Raw genomic sequence first — 21,612 nt, forward strand, 5'->3', positions numbered from 1 at the left:
CCTGACCCTCCCTTGGCAGAAACCCAATTTGTGCCTGCGGCACGGCAGTTACAAGCCGCCTACAACACCATGTCGTCGCGGTGGATCAGCGCCGCCCGGCCCGGATAGCCGAGGATCGCCTCGATCTCGCCGGACCGGTGCCCGGCAATCGCCCGCGCCTCGGCGGCGGTATAGCGGATCAGCCCCTTGGCCAGCACCGCGCCATCGGGGGCCAGCACCGCCACCGGCTCGCCGCGGCCAAAGCTGCCGGTGACGGCGACGACACCGGCGGGCAGCAGCGACTTGCCCTGCGCCAGCGCGGCGACGGCGCCGGCATCCACGCGGACCTCGCCCCGCGGCTTCATCGCCGCGATCCAGCGCTTGCGGGCGGCCTGCGGGTCGCCCTCGGGCAGGAACCAGGTGCAATTCGCCCCCGCCGCCAATGCGGACAGCGGCCGCGGTACGGAGCCTTCCATGATCGCCATGGCGCAGCCGCCCTGCACAGCGGTGCGCGCGGCCATCAGCTTGGTCTTCATCCCGCCCTTGGAGAGGCCGGAGATCGGCTCGCCCGCCATCGCCTCGATCTCGGGCGTGATATGCTCGATCACGTCGAAGCGGGTGGCGGTGGGGTCTTCCTGCGGATTGGCGGAGTAGAAGCCGTCGACATCCGACAGCAGCACCAGCTGATCGGCGCCGATGGTGACGGCGATCTGCGCCGCCAGCCGGTCATTGTCGCCAAAACGGATCTCATCCGTGGCGACTGTATCGTTTTCGTTGACAATCGGCACGACGCCAAAGCCCAGAAGCGTCTGCAAGGTGGCGCGGGAATTGAGGTAGCGGCGGCGATCCTCGGTATCTTCCAGCGTCACCAGAACCTGCGCGGTCATCACCCCGTGCGGAGCCAGCACCTCTTCGTACGCGCGGGCGAGGCGGATCTGGCCGACGGCGGCGGCGGCCTGGCTCTGCTCCAGCGGCAGGGCGGCGAAGGGGAGGCCGAGCACGCGGCGACCAAGCGCGATGGAGCCGGAGGAGACGAGGATCACATCGGTGCCGCGCGCGCGCAGCATCGCCACGTCTTCCGCCAGCGCCTGCAGCCATTCGGTCTTCAGCCCCGCCGCACGGTCCACCAGCAGCGCCGAGCCGATCTTGACGACGATCCGCTTAGCGCTGGCAAGGGTGGGCGCGGTCAGGGACGCGCTTTGCGTCAGGGTTGCCAAGGCGCTTCCTCCTCGGGGACCGCCCGGGCGCGGGTAATCTCGGCATAAAGCGCGCGCAGCACCTCCGGAAGGCCGGCGCCGGTGACGCCCGAGATCAGGAACACCTCGCCGCCCGAGGCCTTTTCGAGGCTGCGGCGGCGGTCGGCGAGGGTCTTCTTGTCCAGAGCATCGATCTTGTTCAGCGCGGTGATGCGCGGCTTGTCGGCCAGTTCCTCGGCATAGGCTTCCAGCTCGCCGATGATGGTCTTGTAATCCTTGGAGATGGTCGAGGAGGTGCCATCCACCAGATGCAGCAGCACCGCACAGCGCTCCACATGCCCGAGGAAGCGGTCGCCAAGCCCGCGCCCTTCGGAGGCGCCGGCGATCAGGCCGGGGATGTCGGCGACGACAATTTCCTTGCCGTCGATGCCGACGACGCCAAGGTTGGGCACCAGCGTGGTGAAGGGATAGTCGGCGATCTTGGGCCGGGCATTCGAGGTGGCGGCAAGGAAGGTGGACTTGCCGGCATTGGGCAGCCCCAGCAGACCGGCATCGGCGATCAGCTTCAGGCGCAGCCAGATCGTCCGCTCCACCCCCTCCTGCCCCGGATTGGCGCGGCTCGGGGCGCGGTTGGTCGAGGATTTGAAATGCAGGTTGCCAAAGCCGCCATTGCCCCCCCGGGCCAGCTGCACGCGCTGGCCGACCTCGGTGAGGTCGGCGATGACCGTTTCCTCATCTTCGTCGAGGATCTCGGTGCCGACCGGAACCTTGATGATCTTGTCGCTGCCATCCTTGCCGGTCATCTGGCTGCCCATGCCGGGCTGGCCCGATGTGGCGAAGAAATGCTGCTGATAGCGGAAGTCGATCAGGGTGTTCAGCCCCTCCACCGCCTCGACCCAGACAGAGCCGCCGCGGCCGCCATCGCCGCCATCGGGGCCGCCGAATTCGATGAACTTCTCGCGCCGGAAGCTGACGCAGCCCGCGCCGCCGCCGCCCGAGCGGATATAGACTTTGGCGAGGTCGAGGAATTTCATGGCGGGTCAGCTTTCAGGTAAGGTCGGGAACAGGCGATAGACCCGTTGCGCGCGGGGATCAAGCGTTGCGGGGGGGTGAGAGGGGGGAAAGGGGGGCCGTCTGCCCCCATCTTGGCGCGTGCCGCGCCAATTCACCCCCCGAGGATATTTGCAAAAAAGCAGAGCAGAGGGGCGCTGCTGCCGCATCTGCTTTTTTCCAAATATCCTGCGGGGGGAGCCCGAAGGGCGTGGGGGGCGCAAAGCCCCCCTTCTTCGGTCAGCCCATCTTGCGCAGATAGGTCCAGGTCGGCACCCTTGCGCCGCGGGCGACGGACCAGCTTTCGGCATCCCCCAGATAGGCGAAGCCGCAATTGGACAGGACGCGCGCAGAGACCGGGGCATCCTGGAACACCTCGGCGAAGAGGGTGCGCGAGCGGTGCGGGTTGGCCGCGACGAGGGCCGCGACGGCCTCTGACGCGAAGCCGGTGTTCCAGAAGGCGGGCGCGACCCAGAAGCCGACCTCGGACTGGTCCCGCTCCATATGCGTCAGCGAGACCAGACCTAGCACTTCGGCAAGGCCATGGGCCGAGCCGTCAAGCGCCCAGACATCCTCATGCACCGCGCCCGCTGCCGGGGTGCCGGTGACGCGGGCAATGAACGCCTCTGTCGCGCCGGGGGGCAGCGGATGCGGGATCGCGCGGGTGCCTTCGGCAACCCGGCGGTCGGCGGTGTACATCGAGATGAGGCCGGCATCGGACCTCCGCAGCGGGCGCAGCACGAAGCGCTCCGCCGGGATCACCTGCGGGGCGGTCTGTTGCGGGCGGGTGTCCAGCGGCGCGGCGGTCATGGCTGCGGTCCGCGCAACAGGCCGACGAGGCCCTGCACGACGCCAAGCGCGAAGGGGCCGCCCTGCATCGGGGCGGCGAGGCGCAGCTGCGGGCGCGGCGCGCGGCGCACGGGACGGTCCTGCACCGGGACATGCGGCGCGAGGGTCTGGCCAAGCGCGACACGGGTGAAAGTCTCTGCAATCATGCCCATGACATTGGGCCTTTCCTGAAACGAAGAAGGGGGACCGGCCCTGCCGGCCGATCCCCCTTTACACCTGAGATTGTAAAGGTTCGGCTTACTCGGCCGCCTTCGCAGCCGGAAGGACCGAGATGAAGGTGCGCCCCTTGAGGCCCTTCTTGAACGTCACATGACCCTCGACCACGGCAAACAGCGTGTGATCGCGGCCCATGCCCACGCCCTCGCCCGGCCACCAGGTGGTGCCGCGCTGACGGGCGATGATCATGCCGGGGATCGCAGCCTGACCGCCGAAGAGTTTCACGCCGAGGCGACGCCCTGCGGAATCGCGACCGTTGCGCGATGAGCCGCCTGCTTTCTTGTGTGCCATGGGGGATTACTCCTGTGCTTCAGCGGCTTTTTTGGCGCGCTTCGGTTTGGCGGGGGCGGCTTCGGCCGCGGCGGGGGCTTCGGCGACATCGGCAGCCGGCACCTTGGTGCGCGCACCGACAGCAGCCATCACGCCCGAGGCATCGGCGCCATCGGCGAGGATGTTGGTGACGCGCAGCAGCGTCAGCGTCTGGCGGTGGCCACGGGTCCGCTGCGAGGAGTGCTTGCGGCGGCGCTTGTGGAAGGTGATGACCTTGTCGGCCTTGATCTCGTCGATCACATCGGCCTGCACGGCGGCACCGGCCACGAAGGGCAGGCCGAGGGTCAGCGTATCGCCACCCAGCATCAGGATGTCGTTGAACTGGACTTTATCGCCAGCATTGGCCGCAAGCCGTTCCACGCGGAGCACATCGCCCGCCTGAACCTTGTACTGCTTGCCGCCGGTCTTGAGGACCGCGAACATGGGTATTCCTTCATGTCATCCGCGTCCTGCGGCCCCCGGTTCCGGGAGTTCATGGCGGGGAAGCCCCGCCGCCTTCGGACAGCGCGCCCCCTTGCGGGGCGTCATTTCGTAAGGTGGTATCGTCAATTCACGCCCGGGCCGGTCCATCAGGGCCTGCCGGGATGCGGGCTTATCCATGATCGGTCTGGCAAAGTCAAGCGCAGGACGGGTCTGTCCGGGCCTGATTATGGGTCAGATATCCTGCCCCGCGAGGTAGCGCGCAGCGCCGAGGCCAAGCTCGTAGGAGACCTGCGCAAAGACTGCGTCGAAGCCGGCAAACAGCGCGCGGTTCAGCGCCTTGCCCGCCGCGCCTGCAGAGAAGTCGGTATAGGCCTGCAGCTCGTCATCGCTCATCGGGTCATAGGCGAGCGCGAGGTAGGCGTAGAGCCAGTCGCGGGTCTCGGTCCGGATCGCGTCTTCCTGCGACCAGACATCGGCCAGGAGCTGCGCCTCGCTGGTTTCCTGCGGCAGGCCGCCGCCGTCGATCATGCCTCGGTAGAAGGCGAGGTTGGCGTTGAGCCCGCCAAGCACGTTCGCCTCGATCAGGTCGCCCGCCTCGGCAAACTCCTCGATCGCCAGCAGACGCGGAGACTCGGTTGCCAGCATCTCCTCCAGCTGCTGGTCCGCCGCCTCCTCGACCCCGGGGTCCAGCAGCGCGCGGCGGGCGGCGATCTCCAGCTCGACCGCGCGGGCGCCGGTGCCCTCTTCGAAGAAGGCCCACATTGCGGCAGTTTCGGTGCCTTCCAGTTCGGCGGCAAAGACCTCGGTGAAGACCGGCATCAGCCGGTCCGGGGCATAGATCTGCTCGACCGTGCGCGTCCACTCGGCGCCGCCCTGCCCCGGGAACATGTCCGCCTGCAGATCCTCGCCATACGCCACGCCCTCGTCTTGCATAATCTCCAGCAGCACCGGCAGCTGCAGGATCTCGGTCAGCTGCGCGGCCTCGGCAGATTGCGCAGGCGCACCATTTTGCGCAGGGGCCGGCGGCTCTTGCGCGAAGGCGGGGGCGAGCCCGGCCAGCGCGAGGCTGGCCACAAGCAGGACAGGCGTCGCGGCGCGGCGCAGGGGATGGAGGGCGTGGTGCATCGGCATGGGGTCCTTCCGGGGCGGGTCCGGGGTTATGCTGCCAGTGGTATCCGCCGCAGCCCGGAATGCAAGCCGCCCTGCCCCCATGGCCCGCGCACGCCGGGGAACAGTGTCGTGAGGGGGGATGGGTCGTGAGCGGAGATGGCGGGGGCGCTCGGGGTTGTGATGACTTCCCTCCGCCAGTCCCGGCCCCCGCAGCCCAACCTGCGCCCTGCCCCGTACGGCCAAGGCACCCTTGCGCACCCCGCCACGAATTTCGGCGCCCATCCGCAAAATCCTGTTGCGGACCGCGCCCGAGACCGCTAAATCCCCGCTCCACGAAGACCCTGTGACGCGGAGAGGTGGCAGAGTGGTCGAATGCGGCGGTCTCGAAAACCGTTGTGGGTGAGAGCCCACCCAGGGTTCGAATCCCTGTCTCTCCGCCATTTCCCCAATGAGATTTATTGAACTCAATGAGTTGAAGTGAGCGACATTGGGTGGCTTGCATACCTGCATCTACACCTGAAAAGACTGCATCGGGCTACGGTTCGCCACGCCCCGGGGACATGATCCACCGCCAGCCGGAGCAGGGGCATCAGCCGCAGAGAACGCCGCAGAGTTGACTTTTGTATCACGCCATGATACATACTGACCATGATTGTAAGCACCAAGGGCAAGTTCGCCGGCGACGCCATCAATGACCGCTACGGAAAGGGATTCCCGCCCGATCTAGTCAAGCGCACCCGTGCGATGCTGTCGACGCTTCATGCGGCCACCGTGCTTGAAGACCTGCGGTTTCCTCCGGGGAACCACTTGGAGGAACTGAAAGGGGATCGGGCGGGGCAGCATTCCGTCCGCATCAACCAGCAATGGCGTATCTGCTTCGTATGGACGGAAACCGGCCCGGCAGATGTCGAAATTTTGGACTACCATTAAAGGGGAATGCCGATGATCACGCTTACCAATCCGTCGCACCCCGGCGAAGTGCTTGACGAACTGTTCTTGCAGCCGCTCGGCATGAGCGCAGGCGCGCTGGCGAAGCGGCTGGATGTTCCGCGCACCCGGATTGAACGGCTCGTGAAGGGGGAAACCGCACTGTCCGCCGATACAGCGCTGCGCCTCTCCGCGCTGTTCGGGAACACGGCTGAATTCTGGATGAACCTGCAACGCGCCTATGATCTGGCAAAAGCGCGCGAACATGTCGACGTGTCCACAATTGAGCCGATGCACGCAGCCTAGGCTCAGGGCTCATGCTTCATGAGCTGGGGCGGCAAGATAAGCATCCCCCAATACAAAACCACCCCGGAGCGGGACGCGGCCCCGGGGTGGTCTCTGGCCCGCGCCTGCTGGGGCGCGGGATCCGGGGTCGCGCGGGGGTTATTCCCCGGCGATGATCTCTTGGTCTTCCTTCATCTCCAGCCACATCGCGTTGAGGGCGGCGAAGCCGGCGGCGAGGGGAAGGCCGAGGAGCCAGGCGAAATACCACATGATGTCAGTCCTTTGTGTAGGTCAGTAGACGGAATGGGCGTTATCGGTGACGTCGGCCTCGGTGACCTTGCCCCACAGCACCCTGTAGACCCAGGCGGTGTAGATCAGGATCAGCGGCATGAAGATCGCCGTGCAGATCAGCATGACGAACAGCGTCAGGTGCGAGGACGAGCTGTTCCACACCGTCAGCGAGGATTGCGGGTCTGACGAGGAGGGCATGATGAACGGGAACATCGTCAGCCCGACCGAGGAGATCACGCCCAGGATCGCCATCTTCGAGAACAGCAGCGTCGAGACCTCGCGCCCCGCCCGCAGGCCGAGGAAGGTCAGCAACCCGCCGAGGATGCCCATCGCCGGGGCCACCACGATCCACGGGCGCTCGGCATAGGCGGTCAGCCAGCTGGCCGTCCGCTCCACCTGAAAATGCAGCGGGTTGGAGGGGCCGCCGGTGGCATAGTCGCCCGCGATGCGGAAGCCCTCGACCCCGTAGGCCAGCCAGACCCCGGCCAGCGCATAGGCCGCCACCGCCAGCAGCGCCGCGACAGAACCGATGGCGCGGGCGCGGGTCTGCACCGGGCCTTCCGCCTTCAGGGTCAGCCAGGCGGCGCCATGCATCACCAGCATCGCCAGCGACACCGCCCCCGCCAGCAGCGAGAACGGGTCCAGAAGGCCGATGAACTTCATGTACCACGCCCCTTCATAGATGGTGCGCAGGTCATCGGTGAAGTGGAAGGGCACGCCCTGGATCACATTGCCGACCGCGACGCCGAACAGCAGCGCAGGGATGGTCCCGCTGGCGAACAGCGCCCAGTCCCATGTCGCCCGCCAGCGCGGATAGTCGCGCTTGGAGCGGTATTTGAACGCCACGGGCCGCACGATGAAGGCCGCGAGGATCACGAACATCGCAAGGTAGAAGCCCGAGAAGCTGACCGCATAGAGCGGCGGCCAGGCGGCGAAGATCGCGCCGCCGCCGAGGATGAACCACACCTGGTTGCCCTCCCAGACCGGGCCGACGGTGTTGATGGCGATCCGGCGTTCGACATCGCTGCGCCCGACGAAGGGCAGCAGCGCGCCCACCCCCATGTCGAACCCGTCGGTCAGCGCAAAGCCGATCAGCAGCACGCCAAGCAGGCCCCACCAGATCATGCGCAGCAGCTCATAGCTTAGAAGATCATGCAAGATCATGATATTACTCCGCCGGCGTGGCGATGGCGTCGGCATTGCGCCGACCGGCCAGCCGGTTCTGGTGACGTTTGACCCAGGCTTCGGTTTCCTCGACGTCCTGGAACGGGCCCTTGCGGATGTATTTCAGCATCAGCCCCATCTCGATGATGAAGAGCACGGTGTAGAACAGCACGAACCCGGCCAGCGTGATCGACACCTCGGTCATCGACAGCGCCGAAACCGACATGGCGGTGGGCAGGATGCCGTCCACCGTCCAGGGCTGGCGGCCGAATTCGGCGACGAACCATCCCAGTTCGGCGGCGATCCAGGGGGCCGGGATCATCGCCACCGCCAGACGCAGCGACCAGCGCGGGAACTGCATCTGCCGGAACGAGGCGCGCCAGAAGAAATAGGTCATGGTGCCGATGAAGCCGAAGCCAAGCGCCACCATCAGGCGGAAGGCCCAGAACAGCGGCCAGACCTTCGGCACCGTATCGTTCGAGGCGGCGACGATCTGTTCCTCGGTCGCCATGCGCGGGTCATCGACATATTTGCGCAGCAGGAAGGCAAAGCCCAGGTCGGCGGAATGCTCTTCGAAGGTTGCCATCACCGCCGGGTCGGCGGCATCGCGCGCCTCGCGGATATGGATCAGAGCATCATAGGCGATGATCCCCGAGCGGATGCGGTCCTCTGCCGTGGCCACAAGCTCGGTGATGCCGGGGATTTCCGTCGTCAGCGAGCGGGTGCCGATCAGCCCCATCACGCCGGGGATGTGCAGCGCATATTTCGTCTCGCGCGCGTCCTGGTTCGGCAGGCCGAACAGGGTGAACGAGGCCGGCGCGGGTTCGGTGTGCCACATGCCTTCCATCGCGGCGAGCTTCATCTTCTGGCTGTGGGTGGCGGAATAGCCCGACTCGTCCCCCAGCAGCACCACCGAGAAGGCCGAGGCGAGACCGAAGGCCGCCGCCACGGTGATCGAGCGGCGCGACAGCTCGATATGCCGGCCCTTCAGCAGATACCAGGCCGAGACGCCGATCACGAAGACCGAGGCGGTGACATAGCCGGCCGACACGGTGTGCACGAACTTGGCCTGCGCGACCTCGTTGAACAGCACCTCGAAGAAGTTCGTCATCTCCATCCGCATGGTCTGCGGGTTGAACTCGGCCCCGACCGGGTTCTGCATCCAGCCATTGGCGATCAGGATCCACAGCGCCGAGAAGTTGGAGCCGATGGCGACCAGCCAGGTGACGATCAGGTGCGCCTGTTTGCTCAGCTTGTCCCAGCCGAAGAAGAACAGGCCGACGAAGGTGGCCTCGAGGAAGAAGGCCATCAGCCCCTCGATCGCCAGCGGCGCGCCGAAGATGTCGCCGACATAGTGGCTGTAGTAGCTCCAGTTCATGCCGAACTGGAACTCCATGGTGATGCCGGTCGCGACCCCCAGCACAAAGTTGATCCCGAACAGCGTGCCCCAGAACTTGGTCATCTGCCGCCAGATCGGGCGGTTGGTCATGACATAGACGGTTTCCATGATCGCCAGGATAATCGACAGACCCAGCGTCAGCGGCACGAAGAGGAAGTGATACATGGCGGTCATGGCAAATTGCAGCCGTGACAGCTCGACGATCCCGAATTCCATATGTGTGGCTCCAGTTATCGGGAGTTAGCCGCTCCCGAAATATATTCCAACACCGGCATATGTGGAGCGGCCCGGCGGCGGCGGCCTTGATACAGATCAATAACTGGTATCAGGGATGAGAGTTATCGCAGCGCCAGCACCCGATCCGCAGCGGCAGTCTCGACCTGCCGGTGGGCGGCGATCACGATGGCGACCTCGGGCAGCTCGGCCCGGATCCCGCGCAGCACCAGCGCCGCGGTGGCATCGTCCAGCCCCTCGGTCGGCTCGTCCAGCAGCAGGAGTTTCGGGCGGCGCAGCAGGGCGCGTGCCAGCGCCAGCCGCCTCGCCTCGCCGCCCGAAACCCCCTCGCCGCGCGGGCCGATCCGGGCCGACAGGCCGCCTTTGGCGCGGATCACGCCGTCCATCTGCACCGCCGCCAGCACCTGCCACAGCCGCGCGTCATCGGCCTCCGCGGCAATGCGCAGCGTTTCTGCCACCGTGCCAGCCATCAACGCGCTGCGTTGGGGCAGCAGTGTCAGCACGCCGCGCAGGGGAGCCTCGGGCCAATCCCTCACCGCCAGCCCGCCAAGGGTGATCTGGCCCGCCGCCACCGGATGCAGGCCCGCCACCGCCAGCAGCAGCGTCGATTTGCCCGACCCGCTGGCGCCGGTGATCGCCAGCGTCTCACCCGCCGCGACGGTCAGCGACAGGCCCGACAGAATCGGCGCGGTGGTACCGGGGCGGTGCAGGGTCACATCGGTGATGCACAGCGCCGTGCCCTGCGGCACCTCCCCCGCTGGCGGCACCGCCTGCGGCGCCAGATCGCGCGCCACCCGGCGGGCGGCATCGGCCATGCGGCCCAGATCGGCCGCCGCGCGGCGCAGCGGCATCAGCGTTTCCGCCAGCGCCAGCGCCGCGAAGAAGCCAAGCGCGGCGAAGCCAGGCTCTATCCGCCCCGCCTGCACCAGCGTCATGCCGAGCCCGAGCGCTCCGGCGGCAACCACGGTGGCCAGCGCGGCCAGCGCCGCCCCGGTCCAGCGCTCGGCCCGGTCGAGCCGGCGGCGCAGGACAAACCGCCGGGCCTCCGCCTCCATCGCCACCCCGGCCTGCGCCTGCAGGCGGCCATAGACCGCAAGGTCGCGCCGGGCGCGGATCAGGTCGATCAGTCGGCTGCGGAAGGCCTGCGCCGCCGTCTCGGCCCGGCGCGACAGCGGCACCGAGACCGCCGCGATCCGCCCGAAGATCACCGCGGCGCCAAGGACATAGCCACCGACCACCCAAAGCGCGACGCCGGGCGCCACCAGCAGCCACAGCGCCGCCAGCGCCAGCACCTGCGCCAGCGCCCCGGCGATCAGCGGCAGCACCAGCCGCAGCGGCACCCCGTCCAGCGCGTCGATATCCGCGGTCAGCCGGTTCAGCGCCTGCGCACCGCGGATGCGGATCATCGCTGCATGGGGCGCGGCCAGATGCGCCGCCAGCACCCGCAGCCGCAGGCTTTCCAGCGCGCGCAGGGTGGCGTCATGGGTCAGCACCCGCTCGCCATAGCGCGCCGCGGCCCGGCCAAGCGCCAGAAAGCGCACCATTGCCGAGGGGCGGAACACGTCGAACACAGCGCCCATGCCCGCCAGCCCGGCCGCCGCGGCGGCGGTGATGAACCAGCCCGAGAGGCCGAGCAGGGCCACGCCCATCACCAGCACCACGAGGCTCAGCGCCGCACCGCGCAGCAGCGCGCTGCGCTGGTCGCGCAGGATCATCGCGAACACGGTCCAAAGCGCGGTCATGGCGCACCCCCAAGCTCGATGACCCTGTCCATCCGCGCCGCAAGCTGCCGGTCATGCGTCGCCACGATCAGCGTCGCCCCCCGCGCCGCCTGCGCCAGCAGCCCCTCGGTCACGATCCGCGCGGTGGCCGCATCCAGATCCGCCGTCGGCTCATCGGCCAGGATCAGGTCCGGCGCGCCGTAGACCGCCCGCGCCAGCGTGATCCGCCGCGCCTCGCCGCCCGAAAGGCCACCACCGGTTTCGCCGAGGCGCGTGGCAAGGCCCTGCGGCATTGCCGCCACCACCTCGCCCACCGCCGCCGTCGCCAGCGCGGCCTGCAGATCGCCCACGCGCCCCAGGGTCAGGTTCTGCCGCAGGCTGCCAGACAGGAAATGCGGCGCCTGCGGCATCCAGCCGAGCCTTGCCCGCCAGCCATCCGCGTTGTCACCCGTCAGCCCCTGCCCCGCCACGACCACCTGCCCCGCCGCCGGCAGCTCCAGCCCCGCCATCAGGCGCAGGGCGCTTGTCTTGCCGGCGCCGCTGGCCCCCACCAGCGCCACCCGCTCACCCGGTGCGATGCGGATGTCGGGCAGCGCCACGCCCGCGGGGGTCTGGCATCCCAAGAGCGCAATGCTCGCCGGGCCGGCAAGCCGCGCGGCAGCCCCGCCTGAGCCCCGGAGTTGCGGGCCCGGATCGGCGCCCCAGGTCTCGATCTCCTCGATCACCGCGGTGGCGGCGGCCTTGTCATGCCAGGCGGCCGAGAGATCGCGCAGCGGCTGGTAGAACTCCGGCGCCAGCAGCAGCAGGAAGATCCCGGCCTGCGGGCTGACCGCCCCGCCCCAGGCCCCGAAGCCAAGCGCGCCGAGCAGCGAGAACCCCACATAGACCGCCACCATCGCCACGCCGATGGCCGCGAACAGCTCCAGCACCGTCGAGGACAGGAAGGCCACCCGCAGCACAGCCATTGTGCGGGCGCGCAGGTCGCCAGCCTGCGCGGCGAACCCCGCCTGCACCGCACCGCCTGCGCCCAGCAGGCGAATGTCCACCAGCGCCGAAAGCCGCTCCACCAGAAAATCGTTCAGCGTGCCGATCTCGGCCATCTGCCTTGCGCTGGCCTCTTTGGCGGCCATCCCGATCAGCGCCATGAACAGCGGGATCAGCGGGCCCGAGACCAGCAGCACTACGCCCACCGCCCAGGAGTGCCAGAAGGCCAGCGCAAGGATCACCAAGGGCACCACCCTCACCCGCGCCGAGGCGGGGGCGTAGCGGGTGAGATACGGCGCCAGCAGCTCCAGCTTCTCGCCGGCCAGCGCGGCGATGGCCCCTGCCCCGCCAAAGCGGCCCTCCGCCGCACGCCGCGCCTCGGCCGCCACGATGCGCGCCCGTGCGTCTGCAATAACCACCTCTGCAGCCGCCTGCGCGCTGGCTTCCGCCAGCAGCCCCAGCCCGGCGCGCAGCAGCCCCAGGCCAGCGAAAACCAGCGCAGCCAGCAGCGGCGAGGCCTCGGCGCCGGTCAGCAGCGCGCCGAGGGCCCAGGCGACGACCGCGGCCTGCAGCGGCCAGAGCAGGGCGGCCAGCACCGACAGGGTGGCCGCGCGGCGCTGCAAGACGCGGCCGGGCGCCAGAAGGTCTGGGGCCACAAGGAAGGCGGCTGGCTGGGGGCGGGTCTGGGCCAAGGTCTCTCTCAAACTGATGCGTCAGATGTCAGTTAGAGGGTATTCGCCACCACAGATGTGATCTGGATCAAATACAGAACGCTCCGCCGCGACTACGCCCTGCTTAACTGGCACGGAGGACAAGACTTTCATGCGCCTGACCACCAAGACCAACCTTGCAACCCGGGTGCTGATGGCCTGCGCGGCGAATGAGGGCCGCACGCTGCGCACCTCGGAGATCGCGGCGACGTGCAACGCCTCGCTCAACCACCTTCTGCAGATCGTCAATGCGCTGCAGGCGGGCGGCTTCATCGAAACCCTGCGCGGGCGCAGCGGCGGCTTGCGGCTGGCCCGCGCCCCGGGGCAGATCTCGATCGGTGCGGTGTTCCGGCTGTTCGAGGCCGGCCTGCCCTTTGCCGAATGCTTCGATCCCGAGACGAACACCTGCCCACTGTCATCGGTCTGCCGGTTGCGCAGTTTCGTCTCGCGCGCGTTAGAGGCTTTCTATCACGAGCTGGACATGGTCACGCTGGCCGATCTTGTGAAGGGCAATTGCGGGCTGATCACCTTGCTGGAAGTGCCGGACGTCCTGCGCCGCGACTGCCCGCAAGGGGCGACCGCCTGAGGCGGATCCTCAGCCCGGGATGGCCGACGCGGCCTTCCCGGGCGCATCGCCTTCTGCCTGCGCGGCGTCCTTCGCCTGCCCGTCAGCTTCCATGGTGACCGGGCTGCGCAGCCAAAGGTCGCGCTGCGGGAAGGGGATCTCGATCCCCTCGGCAGCGAAGCGCTCGGCGATCGCGTGGTTCATGTCCGATTTCACCGTCAGCCCGAAATTGATGTCGGACAGCACGGCGCGGATCTCGAAATCCATCGAACTGGCGCCGAAGCCGGTGAACAGCACAAAGGGCGCCGGCGTCAGCATGACCAGCGGGTGCGCTGTCACGATCTCTTTCAGCACCCGCTCCACCTGCCGCGTGTCAGAGCCATAGGCCACACCCACCGGCACGATGATCCGGCCCGACATGTTGAACCGGGTCCAGTTGGTGACCGGGTTGGCGATCAGGTCGGCATTGGGCACGATCACGTCGGTGCGGTCGAAGGTCTCGATCCGCGTCGCGCGCACGGAAATCGCGCGCACGATGCCCTGCCGGCCGCCAACCTCGATCCAGTCGCCCTCGGAAATCGGCCGCTCGATCAGCAAGATGATGCCCGAGACGAAGTTCTGCACGATGGTCTGCAGGCCAAAGCCGATGCCGACCGACAGCGCCCCCGCGACGATGGCAAGCGAGGAGAGGTCAATCCCCGCCGCGGTGATCGCGATGATCGCGGCCAGGAACACGCCCACATAGCCAAGGCCCGAGACGATGGCCGTCTGCCCGCCCTTGTCGAGCTTGGTCTTGGGCAGGATCGTGCTGCGCATGGCGCCCTGCACCATCCGCGTCGCCATATAGCCGAGCGCGAAGACGATGCCGAAGGTCAGGAACACCGCGGGTGACAGGCGGATGCCGCCCATGTCGAACCCGGTCTGCACCCGCGTCCAGGCCTCGCCCAGATCGGTCAGCCGCGCGCCCCAGATCAGCGCCAGCAGCGGCACCGCACCCAGCAGCAGGCCAAAGCCCGCCAGCACCGGCACCAGCGCATCCTCGGCCCGCTCATCGCCGGTGACGAGGCCGTAGATGTCGGTCGCACCCCGCTGCAGCAGCAGCACGAGCCCCAGCAGTGCCAGCGACAGCGTGGTGGACCAGGTCAGGGCATTGCCCACCTCGACATAGCCGACGCCGCCAAGGATCGGCCCGATGATCGCCACCGCCGCCGTCAGCCCGCCCACCAGCCCGATCACTTGCGCCCGGGTGCCGCGGGCCTCGGGCTCGGCGGCCTCGGCCCGAGCATGGGCCATCAGCAATCGCCCCAGCCGGAAGAGCGAGGCGCCCGCCGCCGCCTGCAGCAAGAACGACACCGCTGCCTGCGTCGGCGGCGCGGCATCGGCCAGCAGCACCCGCCGCCACATCTCCAACGCGACCAGCAGCCCCAAAACCGTCACATGCACCCGAGCCTCGGCATGTTTTGCGGGGGCAACAAGCGGCGCCGCTACCTCTGGCGCGACCGGCACGGCGGGGAACAGCCATCCCCCCAGCCAGCGCGCGATGAACAGCGGCGCGGTCAGCACCGGCAGCGCGGCAATCCCGGCGCCGCCGCCCGCCTCGAGCATCCCCGTCGCATCCAGCGCCAGCGAGATCAGCACCGTGCCCGCGACCGGCAGCAGGATCTGCCCGAAAGACACCGCGCCCTCGGCCAGACGTCGCGAGCGCGGACGATCCGACCGGCGCAGGCGGCGCGTCAGCCAGGCGATCCAGCCGCCGCCCCGCCACAGCAAAAGCCCGGCGGCGACAAGGTAGAGCCCGATCACCGGCAGGTTGCCGGTCAGCGTGGCGCGGTTGCGCTCGCTGGCCCAGGCGACGGACAGATCGCTGCCGATCTTGGCAAAGGCCGCACTGGCGCCCGAGACCGCCGCCGGCCAGTTCGCCGGGTTCAGCGGCGCAGGCGCGGTCGTCAGCAGCGCCGCAGTCTGGCGCTCGCGCAGCAGCTGGTCGATCTCGCGCACGATGCCATCGGCGCGGCTATGGGCCTCGACCGCTGCGATGCGAGGCGCCTGGATCTGGGCCATCTGGCTGGACAGCTCGGCGCGGCGGGCGGCGATGTCGGCGGCCTCGGTTTCCCCCTCGGCCGGCGGGGCGCCCAAGGCTTCCATCTGGCTGCGCAGGGTTTCAAGCCGCAAGTCATCGCCGCTTTGCGCCGCAAGGAAGCGGTCGCGCCAGACGACGATCTCGGCGCGCAGATCCTCAATGGCCCGGTCCGAGGCGCGCCCGGCCGCCACCGCCTCTTCGGCGCGTTTGGCGACGGAGTCCCAAGCGGCATAATCCGGCGCCTCGGTGGTCTGCGCAAAGGCAGCGCCGGGCGCGATCCCGGGCAGAACGGGTAGAGCCAGCGCCAGCATAACGGCCAGCGCAAGGGTCTTCAGGCGGCCAAGCATCCGCACCGGCATCTGCAAGCTCACCCCTCGTACACCTCGGGCAGATCGGCCGGCCCGCGGTCGAGCCAATGCGGCACCGGCAGGCCCTTGGCCTTCAGGAATTCGGGGTTGAACAGCTTGGACTGATAGCGGGTGCCGTAGTCGCACAGAATGGTGACGATGGTATGGCCCGGCCCCATTTCCTGCGCCATCCGCATCGCGCCGGCAATGTTGATGCCCGACGAGCCGCCAAGGCATAGCCCTTCCTCCCAGAGAAGGTCGAACACCACCGGCAGCGCCTCGGCATCGGGGATGCGGAAGCTCATGTCCGGGGTCAGGCCTTCGAGGTTGGCGGTGATCCGGCCCTGCCCGATGCCCTCGGTGATCGACGAGCCTTCGGATTTCAGCTCGCCCGTCGTGTAGAAGCTGTGCAGCGCCGCACCCTCGGGATCGGCCAGCGCGATCTTCACGCCCTTGGGCTGCAGCGCCATCGCGACGCCGGCAAGCGTGCCGCCAGAGCCGACGGCGCAGATGAAGCCATCGACGCGGCCGCCGGTCTGGTCCCAGATCTCGGGGCCCGTCGTTTCCACATGCGCCTGCCGGTTCGCGACGTTGTCGAACTGGTTGGCCCAGATCGCGCCACGCGGCTCGGTCCTGGCCAGCGCCTCGGCGAGGCGGCCGGAATAGCGGACCTAGTTGTTGGGGTTGGAATAGGGCGCAGCAGGCACCTGCACCAGTTCGGCGCCCGCAAGGCGCAGCATGTCCTTCTTTTCCTGGCTCTGCGTTTCCGGGATCACGATCACGGTACGAAACCCCATGCTTGCGCCGACCAGCGCCAGCCCGATGCCGGTATTCCCGGCCGTGCCCTCGACGATGGTGCCGCCCGGCTGCAGCAGGCCGCGGGCCACCGCATCGCGGATGATGAACAGCGCCGCGCGGTCCTTGACCGACTGGCCGGGATTCATGAACTCGGCCTTGCCAAGGATCTCGCAGCCGGTGATCTCGCTGGCCTTCTTCAGGCGGATCAGCGGGGTGTGACCGACCGTCGCGGCCAGATCGGAACAGATGCGCATGACAAAGCCTCCGTGTTCGTGCCGCCCTTTCTATGCCGGGGCTGCCCGGGTCTCAAGCCCGGTAGTGGCTTTGTGAGAGGGGAGCAGGTGTTACACGGACAGAGGGCGGCGCTCGTCCGCCGGGCGGGCGAGCAACGCCAGTTCCAGGCGCTTTATGGTGCGGCTTACCTCCACCGTCGTTCTGCGTGGAACGGGTGGGAGCGCCCGCCCGGGGGGCGGACGGGCGCTCCAGGCGGCGCCAAGGCGCCTTGATTCAGGGCAAATGGGAAGGGCCGCTACTCCGCCGCCCGCAGCGCCTCTGCCGCCGCTTCCGCCCGCAGGTGCGGGCGTTGGCGGTCGAGCCAGTAGGCCAGCACGATCAGCGGCGCCAGATCCACCTCGCCGCTGTCGATCAGCTCGATCAGCTGATCGAATTGCATCACATGGCCGCGGATATCCTCGGTCTCGATATCCAGCCCGGCAATGCCACCAGTCCCGTCGGGCAGGTCGGCAAGGCCGACGAAGGTGTAGAGGTATTCGGTCTTCGCCCCCGGCGAGGCATAGCAGCTTGGCCCCGCGACCAGCCCCCGCAGGGTCAGCCCCGCCTCTTCCTCGGTCTCGCGCAGCGCACAGCTTTCCGGTGTCTCGCCGCCGTCAATGCGGCCCGCCACCGGCTCCAGCAGCCAAGGCTGCGCATCGCCGCGCACGAAGGGGCCCATGCGGAACTGCTCGATTACCAGCACCCGGTCGCGCACCGGGTCATAGGGCAGCACCACCACGGCATCGGCCGACACGAAGGTGGCGCGCGTCACCGGCTCTGTCATCTCGCCATCGAAGCGCCGCCATGAAATGTCATGCTCCTCGACCGAGAAGAAATGCGCATAGGGCTGGCGGAACGCGGTCACCTGCACATCGCCGGGGCCGGCGGTGCGGCGCTGCAAGGTCGGTTTGCTCTGCCGTGCCCGCACCCGCGCGCCGCCGCGCACCAGCATCTGCGGATAGCGCGCCAGGACCGCGGCGGAGTCGGCCTGGCCATAGAGCGCCATGAAATCGCCCGCCGCTTCGGTCACCGTATCGCCCCAGCGGTCCAACCAGGCGGCAAAGTCCCAAGGTCCGCCATCCTGCCAGCGCCCCTCCTCGGGCCAGAACACCGCGGCGGGGACCTGCCCGCCGGCCTCAACCATCACCTCGCGCGTCACAAAAGCGAAACCGCCTTCGTAAAACGCCAGTCGCGCCCGGTCACTCTCCGTCAGCCCCTCGGCCAGCACACCCTGCACCGAGGCCCCGGGCGCCGCCAACAGCATCGGAAAGTCCTCGCCTTCCGCCACCCGCACCGCATGATCCGCCAGCGTGGCAGGGCTCACAGACAGATCGCGCCCCAGCACGGCGGCGCGCAAAGGCGCATGGCACAGGGTGCCGTAGAAGAACATCGCGGTCATCGGTCTTGCTATCTCCAGCTGCGGGCGGCCCAGTGTGCCAGCCCCCCGGCCAGCATCCCGCCGACCAGTAACAGGCCGGCGACATCGGGATGCAACAGCAGCATGGCATTGTCGAGCATCAGCCCGAACATGCTCTGCAAAGCGTGCACCGGCCCGTCGTAAAGCTTCTGAAGTGAGCGCTGGATCATCTCGATGAAGGACACGATCAGCAACACGATCAACACCATGATCACCGTCGCCCGCAGCCCGGCCGACACCACCGCCAAAAACGGCTTGTGCGCCTCGGGCCCCAGCACCCGCCAGCCGGTCAGCAGCCCGGCCCCGCCCGCGATCGCCCACAGATAACCTGGAGGCGTGCCCTCGGGCAGATGCGGCGTCACCGCCCAGGACCCGAACACCCCCAGCGCAGCAAGGGCAATCGCGGCGATGAGCTTGGCAGCGGTGGGCATGTCAGCCTGCGGGCCTTCTGACGGTGATCTGGGTCACGTCACAGTTACCGCCCTGAAATGCTCCCGCGCAAGAGGCCAGATAGAGGTTCCACATGCGGCGAAAGCGGTCATCGAAGCCAAGCTGCGCCACCTCGTCCCAGCGGTCGTTGAAGCTGTCGTGCCAGCGGCGAAGGGTTTGGGCATAGCTCTGCCCGAACTCGAAACTGCCCGAGACTGACAGCCCCGCCCGCTCCACCTCGCGGCGCAGCACGGAAGGTGACGGCAGCATCCCGCCCGGGAAGATGTGCTTCTGGATGAAATCAACGCCCTTGCGGTAGATCTCGAAGCGGCGGTCCTCCACCGTGATGATCTGCAGGCATGCCGCCCGCCCCGGCTTCAGCGCGCCCTTCAGCGTGTCGAAGTACACGGGCCAGTATTTCTCCCCCACCGCCTCGAACATCTCGATGCTCCCGACACCGTCATATTGCCCGGCCTCGTCGCGGTAGTCCTGCAGCTTGATCTCCACCCGGTCGGCCAGCCCCGCCCGCGCGATCCGCGCGACGGCATAGTCGTGCTGCGCCTTGGAGATGGTGAGCCCGGTGACCCGCAGCCCCCGCTCGCCCGCCGCATATTCGGCAAAACCGCCCCAGCCGCAGCCGATCTCCAGCACATGCTCGCCGGGCTGCACATCCATGCGGTCGACAAGGCTTGCATATTTCGCCCGCTGCCCCGCCTCGAGGCTTTCCTGCCCGGTGGTGAAGAGGGCCGAGGAATAGGTCATCGAATCGTCGAGCCAGAGCCCGTAGAATGCGTTCCCCAGATCGTAGTGCGCCTCGATATTCTTGCGGGCCTGCGCGCGGGTGTTGCGGCGGAACCAGTGGCGCAGCCCTTCCCAGGCGCGCACCAGCCGCATTCCCGGAAAGCCATCATAGATCTCGTCATTGCCGGCATGCAGCAGGTCCATGAAGGCCATGAGGTCGGGGCTGGTCCAGGCTCCATCCATATAGGCCTCGCAGAAGCCCAGATCGCCCTCGCGCACCAGCCGGGCGAATATGTCGGGGTCATGCACACACAAGGTGGCCACCGGCCCCGGCGCGGCGCCGGTGGCGCGGAACACCCGCCCGTCGGGCAGCACGAAGTCCAGCCGGCCGCGCGCCATGCGGGTCGTGGCGTCGAACACATGCGAGAAATAGCGCGGCAGGCCGGTTTGCCCGGCCGTGGTTGTCAGATAGTCCATGGTTCCCCCTGCGCGGATCAGTCTAGCCCGTTACCCGCGCGTTGCAATTCTGGTGATGCCCCAAGCCGCTTCCCGTCACTTGTCGCGGGCGGCATAGGCCGCCAGCGCCCGCTCTCGCCCCTCGGCCAGCGAGATCATCGGCTTCGGATAGCGCTGCTCCGGGCTCAGCTCCCAGGCCTTCGGGCAGGCTGCGAAGAAATCGAGCGCCGTCTGCGGCGGGCTCTTCTGCCCCTCGGCAATCCAGCGGTTCCGGTAGGAGCGGTCCTCGTCGAACTTCTCGGCCTGCCCCTCGGGGTTGAACACCCGGAAATAGGGCGCGGCATCGGGGCCGGAGCCTGCCACCCATTGCCAGCCCATCGCGTTCGAGGCGGGATCCCAGTCGATCAGGCACTCCTCGAACCAGGCCAGCCCCAGCCGCCAGTCGGTCAGCAGATGCTTGGTCAGGTAGCTGGCCGCGATCATCCGGGCGCGGTTGTGCATGGTGCCGGTCACATACATCTCGCGCATCGCCGCATCGACGAAGGGCTCGCCGGTCATGCCGCGGCGCCAGCGCTCGGCGGCGTCACTGTCGCCGCGCCAGGGGAAGGCGTCCCAGCCCTCGCGCCAGTTCCGGCTGGCGATCTCGGGCGTGTGGTGCATCAGATGCGCGGCAAACTCGCGCCAGACCAGCTCCTTGAGGAAATGCTCCGCCCCCGCCGCACCCTCGTGCAGCGCCCGCATCCCGCCATGCCAGATCGTGCGCGGCCCGATCTCGCCCCAGGTCAGGTTCTCGGACAGGCCCGAGGTCGCCGCGCGCCCCGGAAAGTCCCGCGCCTCGCGGTAGTCCTGCACCCGCGCGTCAAGAAACCCGTGCAGCCGGTCCAGCGCCCTTGCCTCGCCGACATGCGCGTGTTTCGCGACGATCCCCGCCCCGCGCCGCATCGCCGCGCCAAGCGCCCAGTCTTCCAATCGGTCGCTGGCGGGCCAAGCCTCTGGCGCGCGCAGCGCCTTGGGCGGCGCGGCTGGCCCAGCCACATCGCGCCCCTTCACCGCCTTCCAGAACGGGGTATAGACCTTGTAGAACCCGCCCTGCCCCGTCTCCACCTCCCAGGGCTCGAACAGCAGCGCCCCGGCGAAACTCCGCGCCTCCAGCCCGTCGGCCTTCAACGCCGCCTTGACCTTGGTATCGCGCGCCTGCGCCGCCGGGTCATAGACCCGCTGCCACCAGACCGCCCCCGCACCGGTCTCGGCCACCAGCGCCCGCAACACCTCCAGCGCCGGCCCGCGCCGCAGGATCAGCCGGCTGCCGATCCCTTCCAGCGCCCGTGCATAGGCCGCGAGCCCTTCCCCGAGCCGCCATTTCGGCGCCGCGCCATAGGCCTCCGCCACCTCATCGAGCACGAAGATCGGGATCACCGCCCGCCCGCTCGTAGCCGCCTCCGCCAGCGCAGGATGGTCGGCAAGCCGCAGATCGCGGCGGACCCACAGGATCAGGGGGGTGTCGGTCATGGTCATCCTCAAGGCACGTCAAAGGCTTACGCCGGGACATAGCCCGCGGATCACTCGTGTTAACTTTGCTGCGCCGCCGCAGCGGGGTCAGACCTCAATCAAGCTATTGATAAGGGACCCTGGCTCTGA

19 protein-coding genes, 1 tRNA gene and 2 pseudogenes are annotated in these 21,612 nt (G+C 68.3%); 4 read left to right on the forward strand and 18 right to left on the reverse strand.

All coding sequences use genetic code 11. The annotated features are described in order from the left end of the window. Positions 1–59: 59 nt before the first annotated feature. The 7 genes and pseudogenes from proB to Q8S30_RS07335 form a co-directional block, all read right to left on the reverse strand. Positions 60–1,187 (reverse strand): glutamate 5-kinase, encoded by a 1,128-nt coding sequence (gene proB, locus Q8S30_RS07305; RefSeq protein WP_305665689.1) that lies wholly within the window; start codon positions 1,185–1,187, stop codon positions 60–62. Continuing rightward, entirely contained in the window at positions 1,184–2,209 is a 1,026-nt protein-coding gene (gene obgE, locus Q8S30_RS07310) for a GTPase ObgE (protein ID WP_305665357.1), read from the reverse strand. Before obgE ends, proB begins: the two co-directional genes overlap by 4 nt. A gap of 256 nt (positions 2,210–2,465) precedes the next feature. Further along, a complete protein-coding gene (locus tag Q8S30_RS07315) occupies positions 2,466–3,035 on the reverse strand; it encodes a GNAT family N-acetyltransferase (RefSeq protein ID WP_305665358.1) in 570 nt (189 codons plus the stop codon). Next, positions 3,032–3,226 carry a hypothetical protein gene (locus tag Q8S30_RS07320; protein ID WP_305665359.1) on the reverse strand — a complete coding sequence of 65 codons (195 nt, stop codon included), beginning with the start codon at positions 3,224–3,226 and terminating at the stop codon, positions 3,032–3,034. The genes Q8S30_RS07315 and Q8S30_RS07320 overlap by 4 nt, the downstream gene beginning before the upstream one ends. 85 nt (positions 3,227–3,311) lie before the next feature. Beyond that, positions 3,312–3,581, reverse strand: coding sequence for a 50S ribosomal protein L27 (gene rpmA, locus Q8S30_RS07325; RefSeq protein WP_161348016.1), 270 nt, complete (start codon positions 3,579–3,581; stop codon positions 3,312–3,314). A 15-nt stretch (positions 3,582–3,596) separates the two neighbouring features. Next, positions 3,597–4,043, reverse strand: a pseudogene (rplU, locus tag Q8S30_RS07330) (50S ribosomal protein L21); the annotation flags it as partial. 231 nt (positions 4,044–4,274) lie between these two features. Next, entirely contained in the window at positions 4,275–5,168 is an 894-nt protein-coding gene (locus Q8S30_RS07335) for a DUF2059 domain-containing protein (RefSeq protein ID WP_305665360.1), read from the reverse strand. Between the two features lie 335 nt (positions 5,169–5,503). Here Q8S30_RS07335 and Q8S30_RS07340 point away from each other — a divergent pair. The 3 genes from Q8S30_RS07340 (at position 5,504) to Q8S30_RS07350 (ending at position 6,386) form a co-directional block, all read left to right on the forward strand. Continuing rightward, a tRNA-Ser gene (locus Q8S30_RS07340) sits at positions 5,504–5,593 on the forward strand. A 208-nt stretch (positions 5,594–5,801) separates the two neighbouring features. Beyond that, entirely contained in the window at positions 5,802–6,083 is a 282-nt protein-coding gene (locus tag Q8S30_RS07345) for a type II toxin-antitoxin system RelE/ParE family toxin (RefSeq protein WP_305665361.1), read from the forward strand. A 12-nt stretch (positions 6,084–6,095) separates the two neighbouring features. Further along, positions 6,096–6,386 carry a HigA family addiction module antitoxin gene (locus Q8S30_RS07350; RefSeq protein WP_305665362.1) on the forward strand — a complete coding sequence of 97 codons (291 nt, stop codon included), beginning with the start codon at positions 6,096–6,098 and terminating at the stop codon, positions 6,384–6,386. 138 nt (positions 6,387–6,524) lie between these two features. On the opposite strand, the gene cydX is transcribed toward Q8S30_RS07350, so the two are convergent. The 5 genes from cydX to Q8S30_RS07375 all read right to left on the reverse strand — a co-directional run bounded on the left by cydX (position 6,525) and on the right by Q8S30_RS07375 (position 12,850). Then, the gene (gene cydX / locus Q8S30_RS07355) at positions 6,525–6,635 is read right to left on the reverse strand and encodes a cytochrome bd-I oxidase subunit CydX (protein WP_305665363.1); all 111 of its coding nucleotides are present in this window, start codon (positions 6,633–6,635) and stop codon (positions 6,525–6,527) included. 21 nt (positions 6,636–6,656) lie between these two features. After that, positions 6,657–7,820 (reverse strand): cytochrome d ubiquinol oxidase subunit II, encoded by a 1,164-nt coding sequence (cydB, locus tag Q8S30_RS07360; protein WP_305665364.1) that lies wholly within the window; start codon positions 7,818–7,820, stop codon positions 6,657–6,659. A gap of 4 nt (positions 7,821–7,824) precedes the next feature. Further along, the gene (locus Q8S30_RS07365) at positions 7,825–9,435 is read right to left on the reverse strand and encodes a cytochrome ubiquinol oxidase subunit I (protein ID WP_305665365.1); all 1,611 of its coding nucleotides are present in this window, start codon (positions 9,433–9,435) and stop codon (positions 7,825–7,827) included. A gap of 122 nt (positions 9,436–9,557) precedes the next feature. After that, the gene (locus Q8S30_RS07370) at positions 9,558–11,195 is read right to left on the reverse strand and encodes an amino acid ABC transporter ATP-binding/permease protein (protein ID WP_305665366.1); all 1,638 of its coding nucleotides are present in this window, start codon (positions 11,193–11,195) and stop codon (positions 9,558–9,560) included. Further along, entirely contained in the window at positions 11,192–12,850 is a 1,659-nt protein-coding gene (locus Q8S30_RS07375; RefSeq protein WP_305665367.1) for an ABC transporter ATP-binding protein/permease, read from the reverse strand. The genes Q8S30_RS07370 and Q8S30_RS07375 overlap by 4 nt, the downstream gene beginning before the upstream one ends. A 130-nt stretch (positions 12,851–12,980) precedes the next feature. Here Q8S30_RS07375 and Q8S30_RS07380 point away from each other — a divergent pair, with 130 nt between their 5' ends. After that, positions 12,981–13,454, forward strand: coding sequence for an Rrf2 family transcriptional regulator (locus Q8S30_RS07380; RefSeq protein WP_305665368.1), 474 nt, complete (start codon positions 12,981–12,983; stop codon positions 13,452–13,454). Positions 13,455–13,463: 9 nt separating this feature from the next. On the opposite strand, the gene Q8S30_RS07385 is transcribed toward Q8S30_RS07380, so the two are convergent. The 6 genes and pseudogenes from Q8S30_RS07385 to Q8S30_RS07410 all read right to left on the reverse strand — a co-directional run bounded on the left by Q8S30_RS07385 (position 13,464) and on the right by Q8S30_RS07410 (position 21,483). Further along, positions 13,464–15,884, reverse strand: coding sequence for a DUF3772 domain-containing protein (locus Q8S30_RS07385; RefSeq protein WP_305665369.1), 2,421 nt, complete (start codon positions 15,882–15,884; stop codon positions 13,464–13,466). Further along, positions 15,881–16,912, reverse strand: a pseudogene (locus Q8S30_RS07390) (cysteine synthase A). Before Q8S30_RS07390 ends, Q8S30_RS07385 begins: the two are co-directional and overlap by 4 nt. Before the next feature lie 275 nt (positions 16,913–17,187). Then, positions 17,188–18,330 (reverse strand): NUDIX domain-containing protein, encoded by a 1,143-nt coding sequence (locus Q8S30_RS07395; protein ID WP_305665370.1) that lies wholly within the window; start codon positions 18,328–18,330, stop codon positions 17,188–17,190. Between the two features lie 8 nt (positions 18,331–18,338). Next, complete coding sequence (locus Q8S30_RS07400; RefSeq protein WP_305665371.1) at positions 18,339–18,779, reverse strand: TrgA family protein; 441 nt, start codon at positions 18,777–18,779, stop codon at positions 18,339–18,341. Between the two features lies 1 nt (position 18,780). Further along, positions 18,781–19,995: a cyclopropane-fatty-acyl-phospholipid synthase family protein gene (locus Q8S30_RS07405; protein WP_305665372.1), complete on the reverse strand. Its 1,215-nt coding sequence runs from the start codon at positions 19,993–19,995 to the stop codon at positions 18,781–18,783. A gap of 75 nt (positions 19,996–20,070) precedes the next feature. Continuing rightward, positions 20,071–21,483 carry a deoxyribodipyrimidine photo-lyase gene (locus Q8S30_RS07410; protein WP_305665373.1) on the reverse strand — a complete coding sequence of 471 codons (1,413 nt, stop codon included), beginning with the start codon at positions 21,481–21,483 and terminating at the stop codon, positions 20,071–20,073. Positions 21,484–21,612 lie beyond the last annotated feature (129 nt).

It is taken from the genome of Frigidibacter sp. (assembly GCF_030695035.1).
Taxonomy (GTDB): domain Bacteria; phylum Pseudomonadota; class Alphaproteobacteria; order Rhodobacterales; family Rhodobacteraceae; genus Frigidibacter.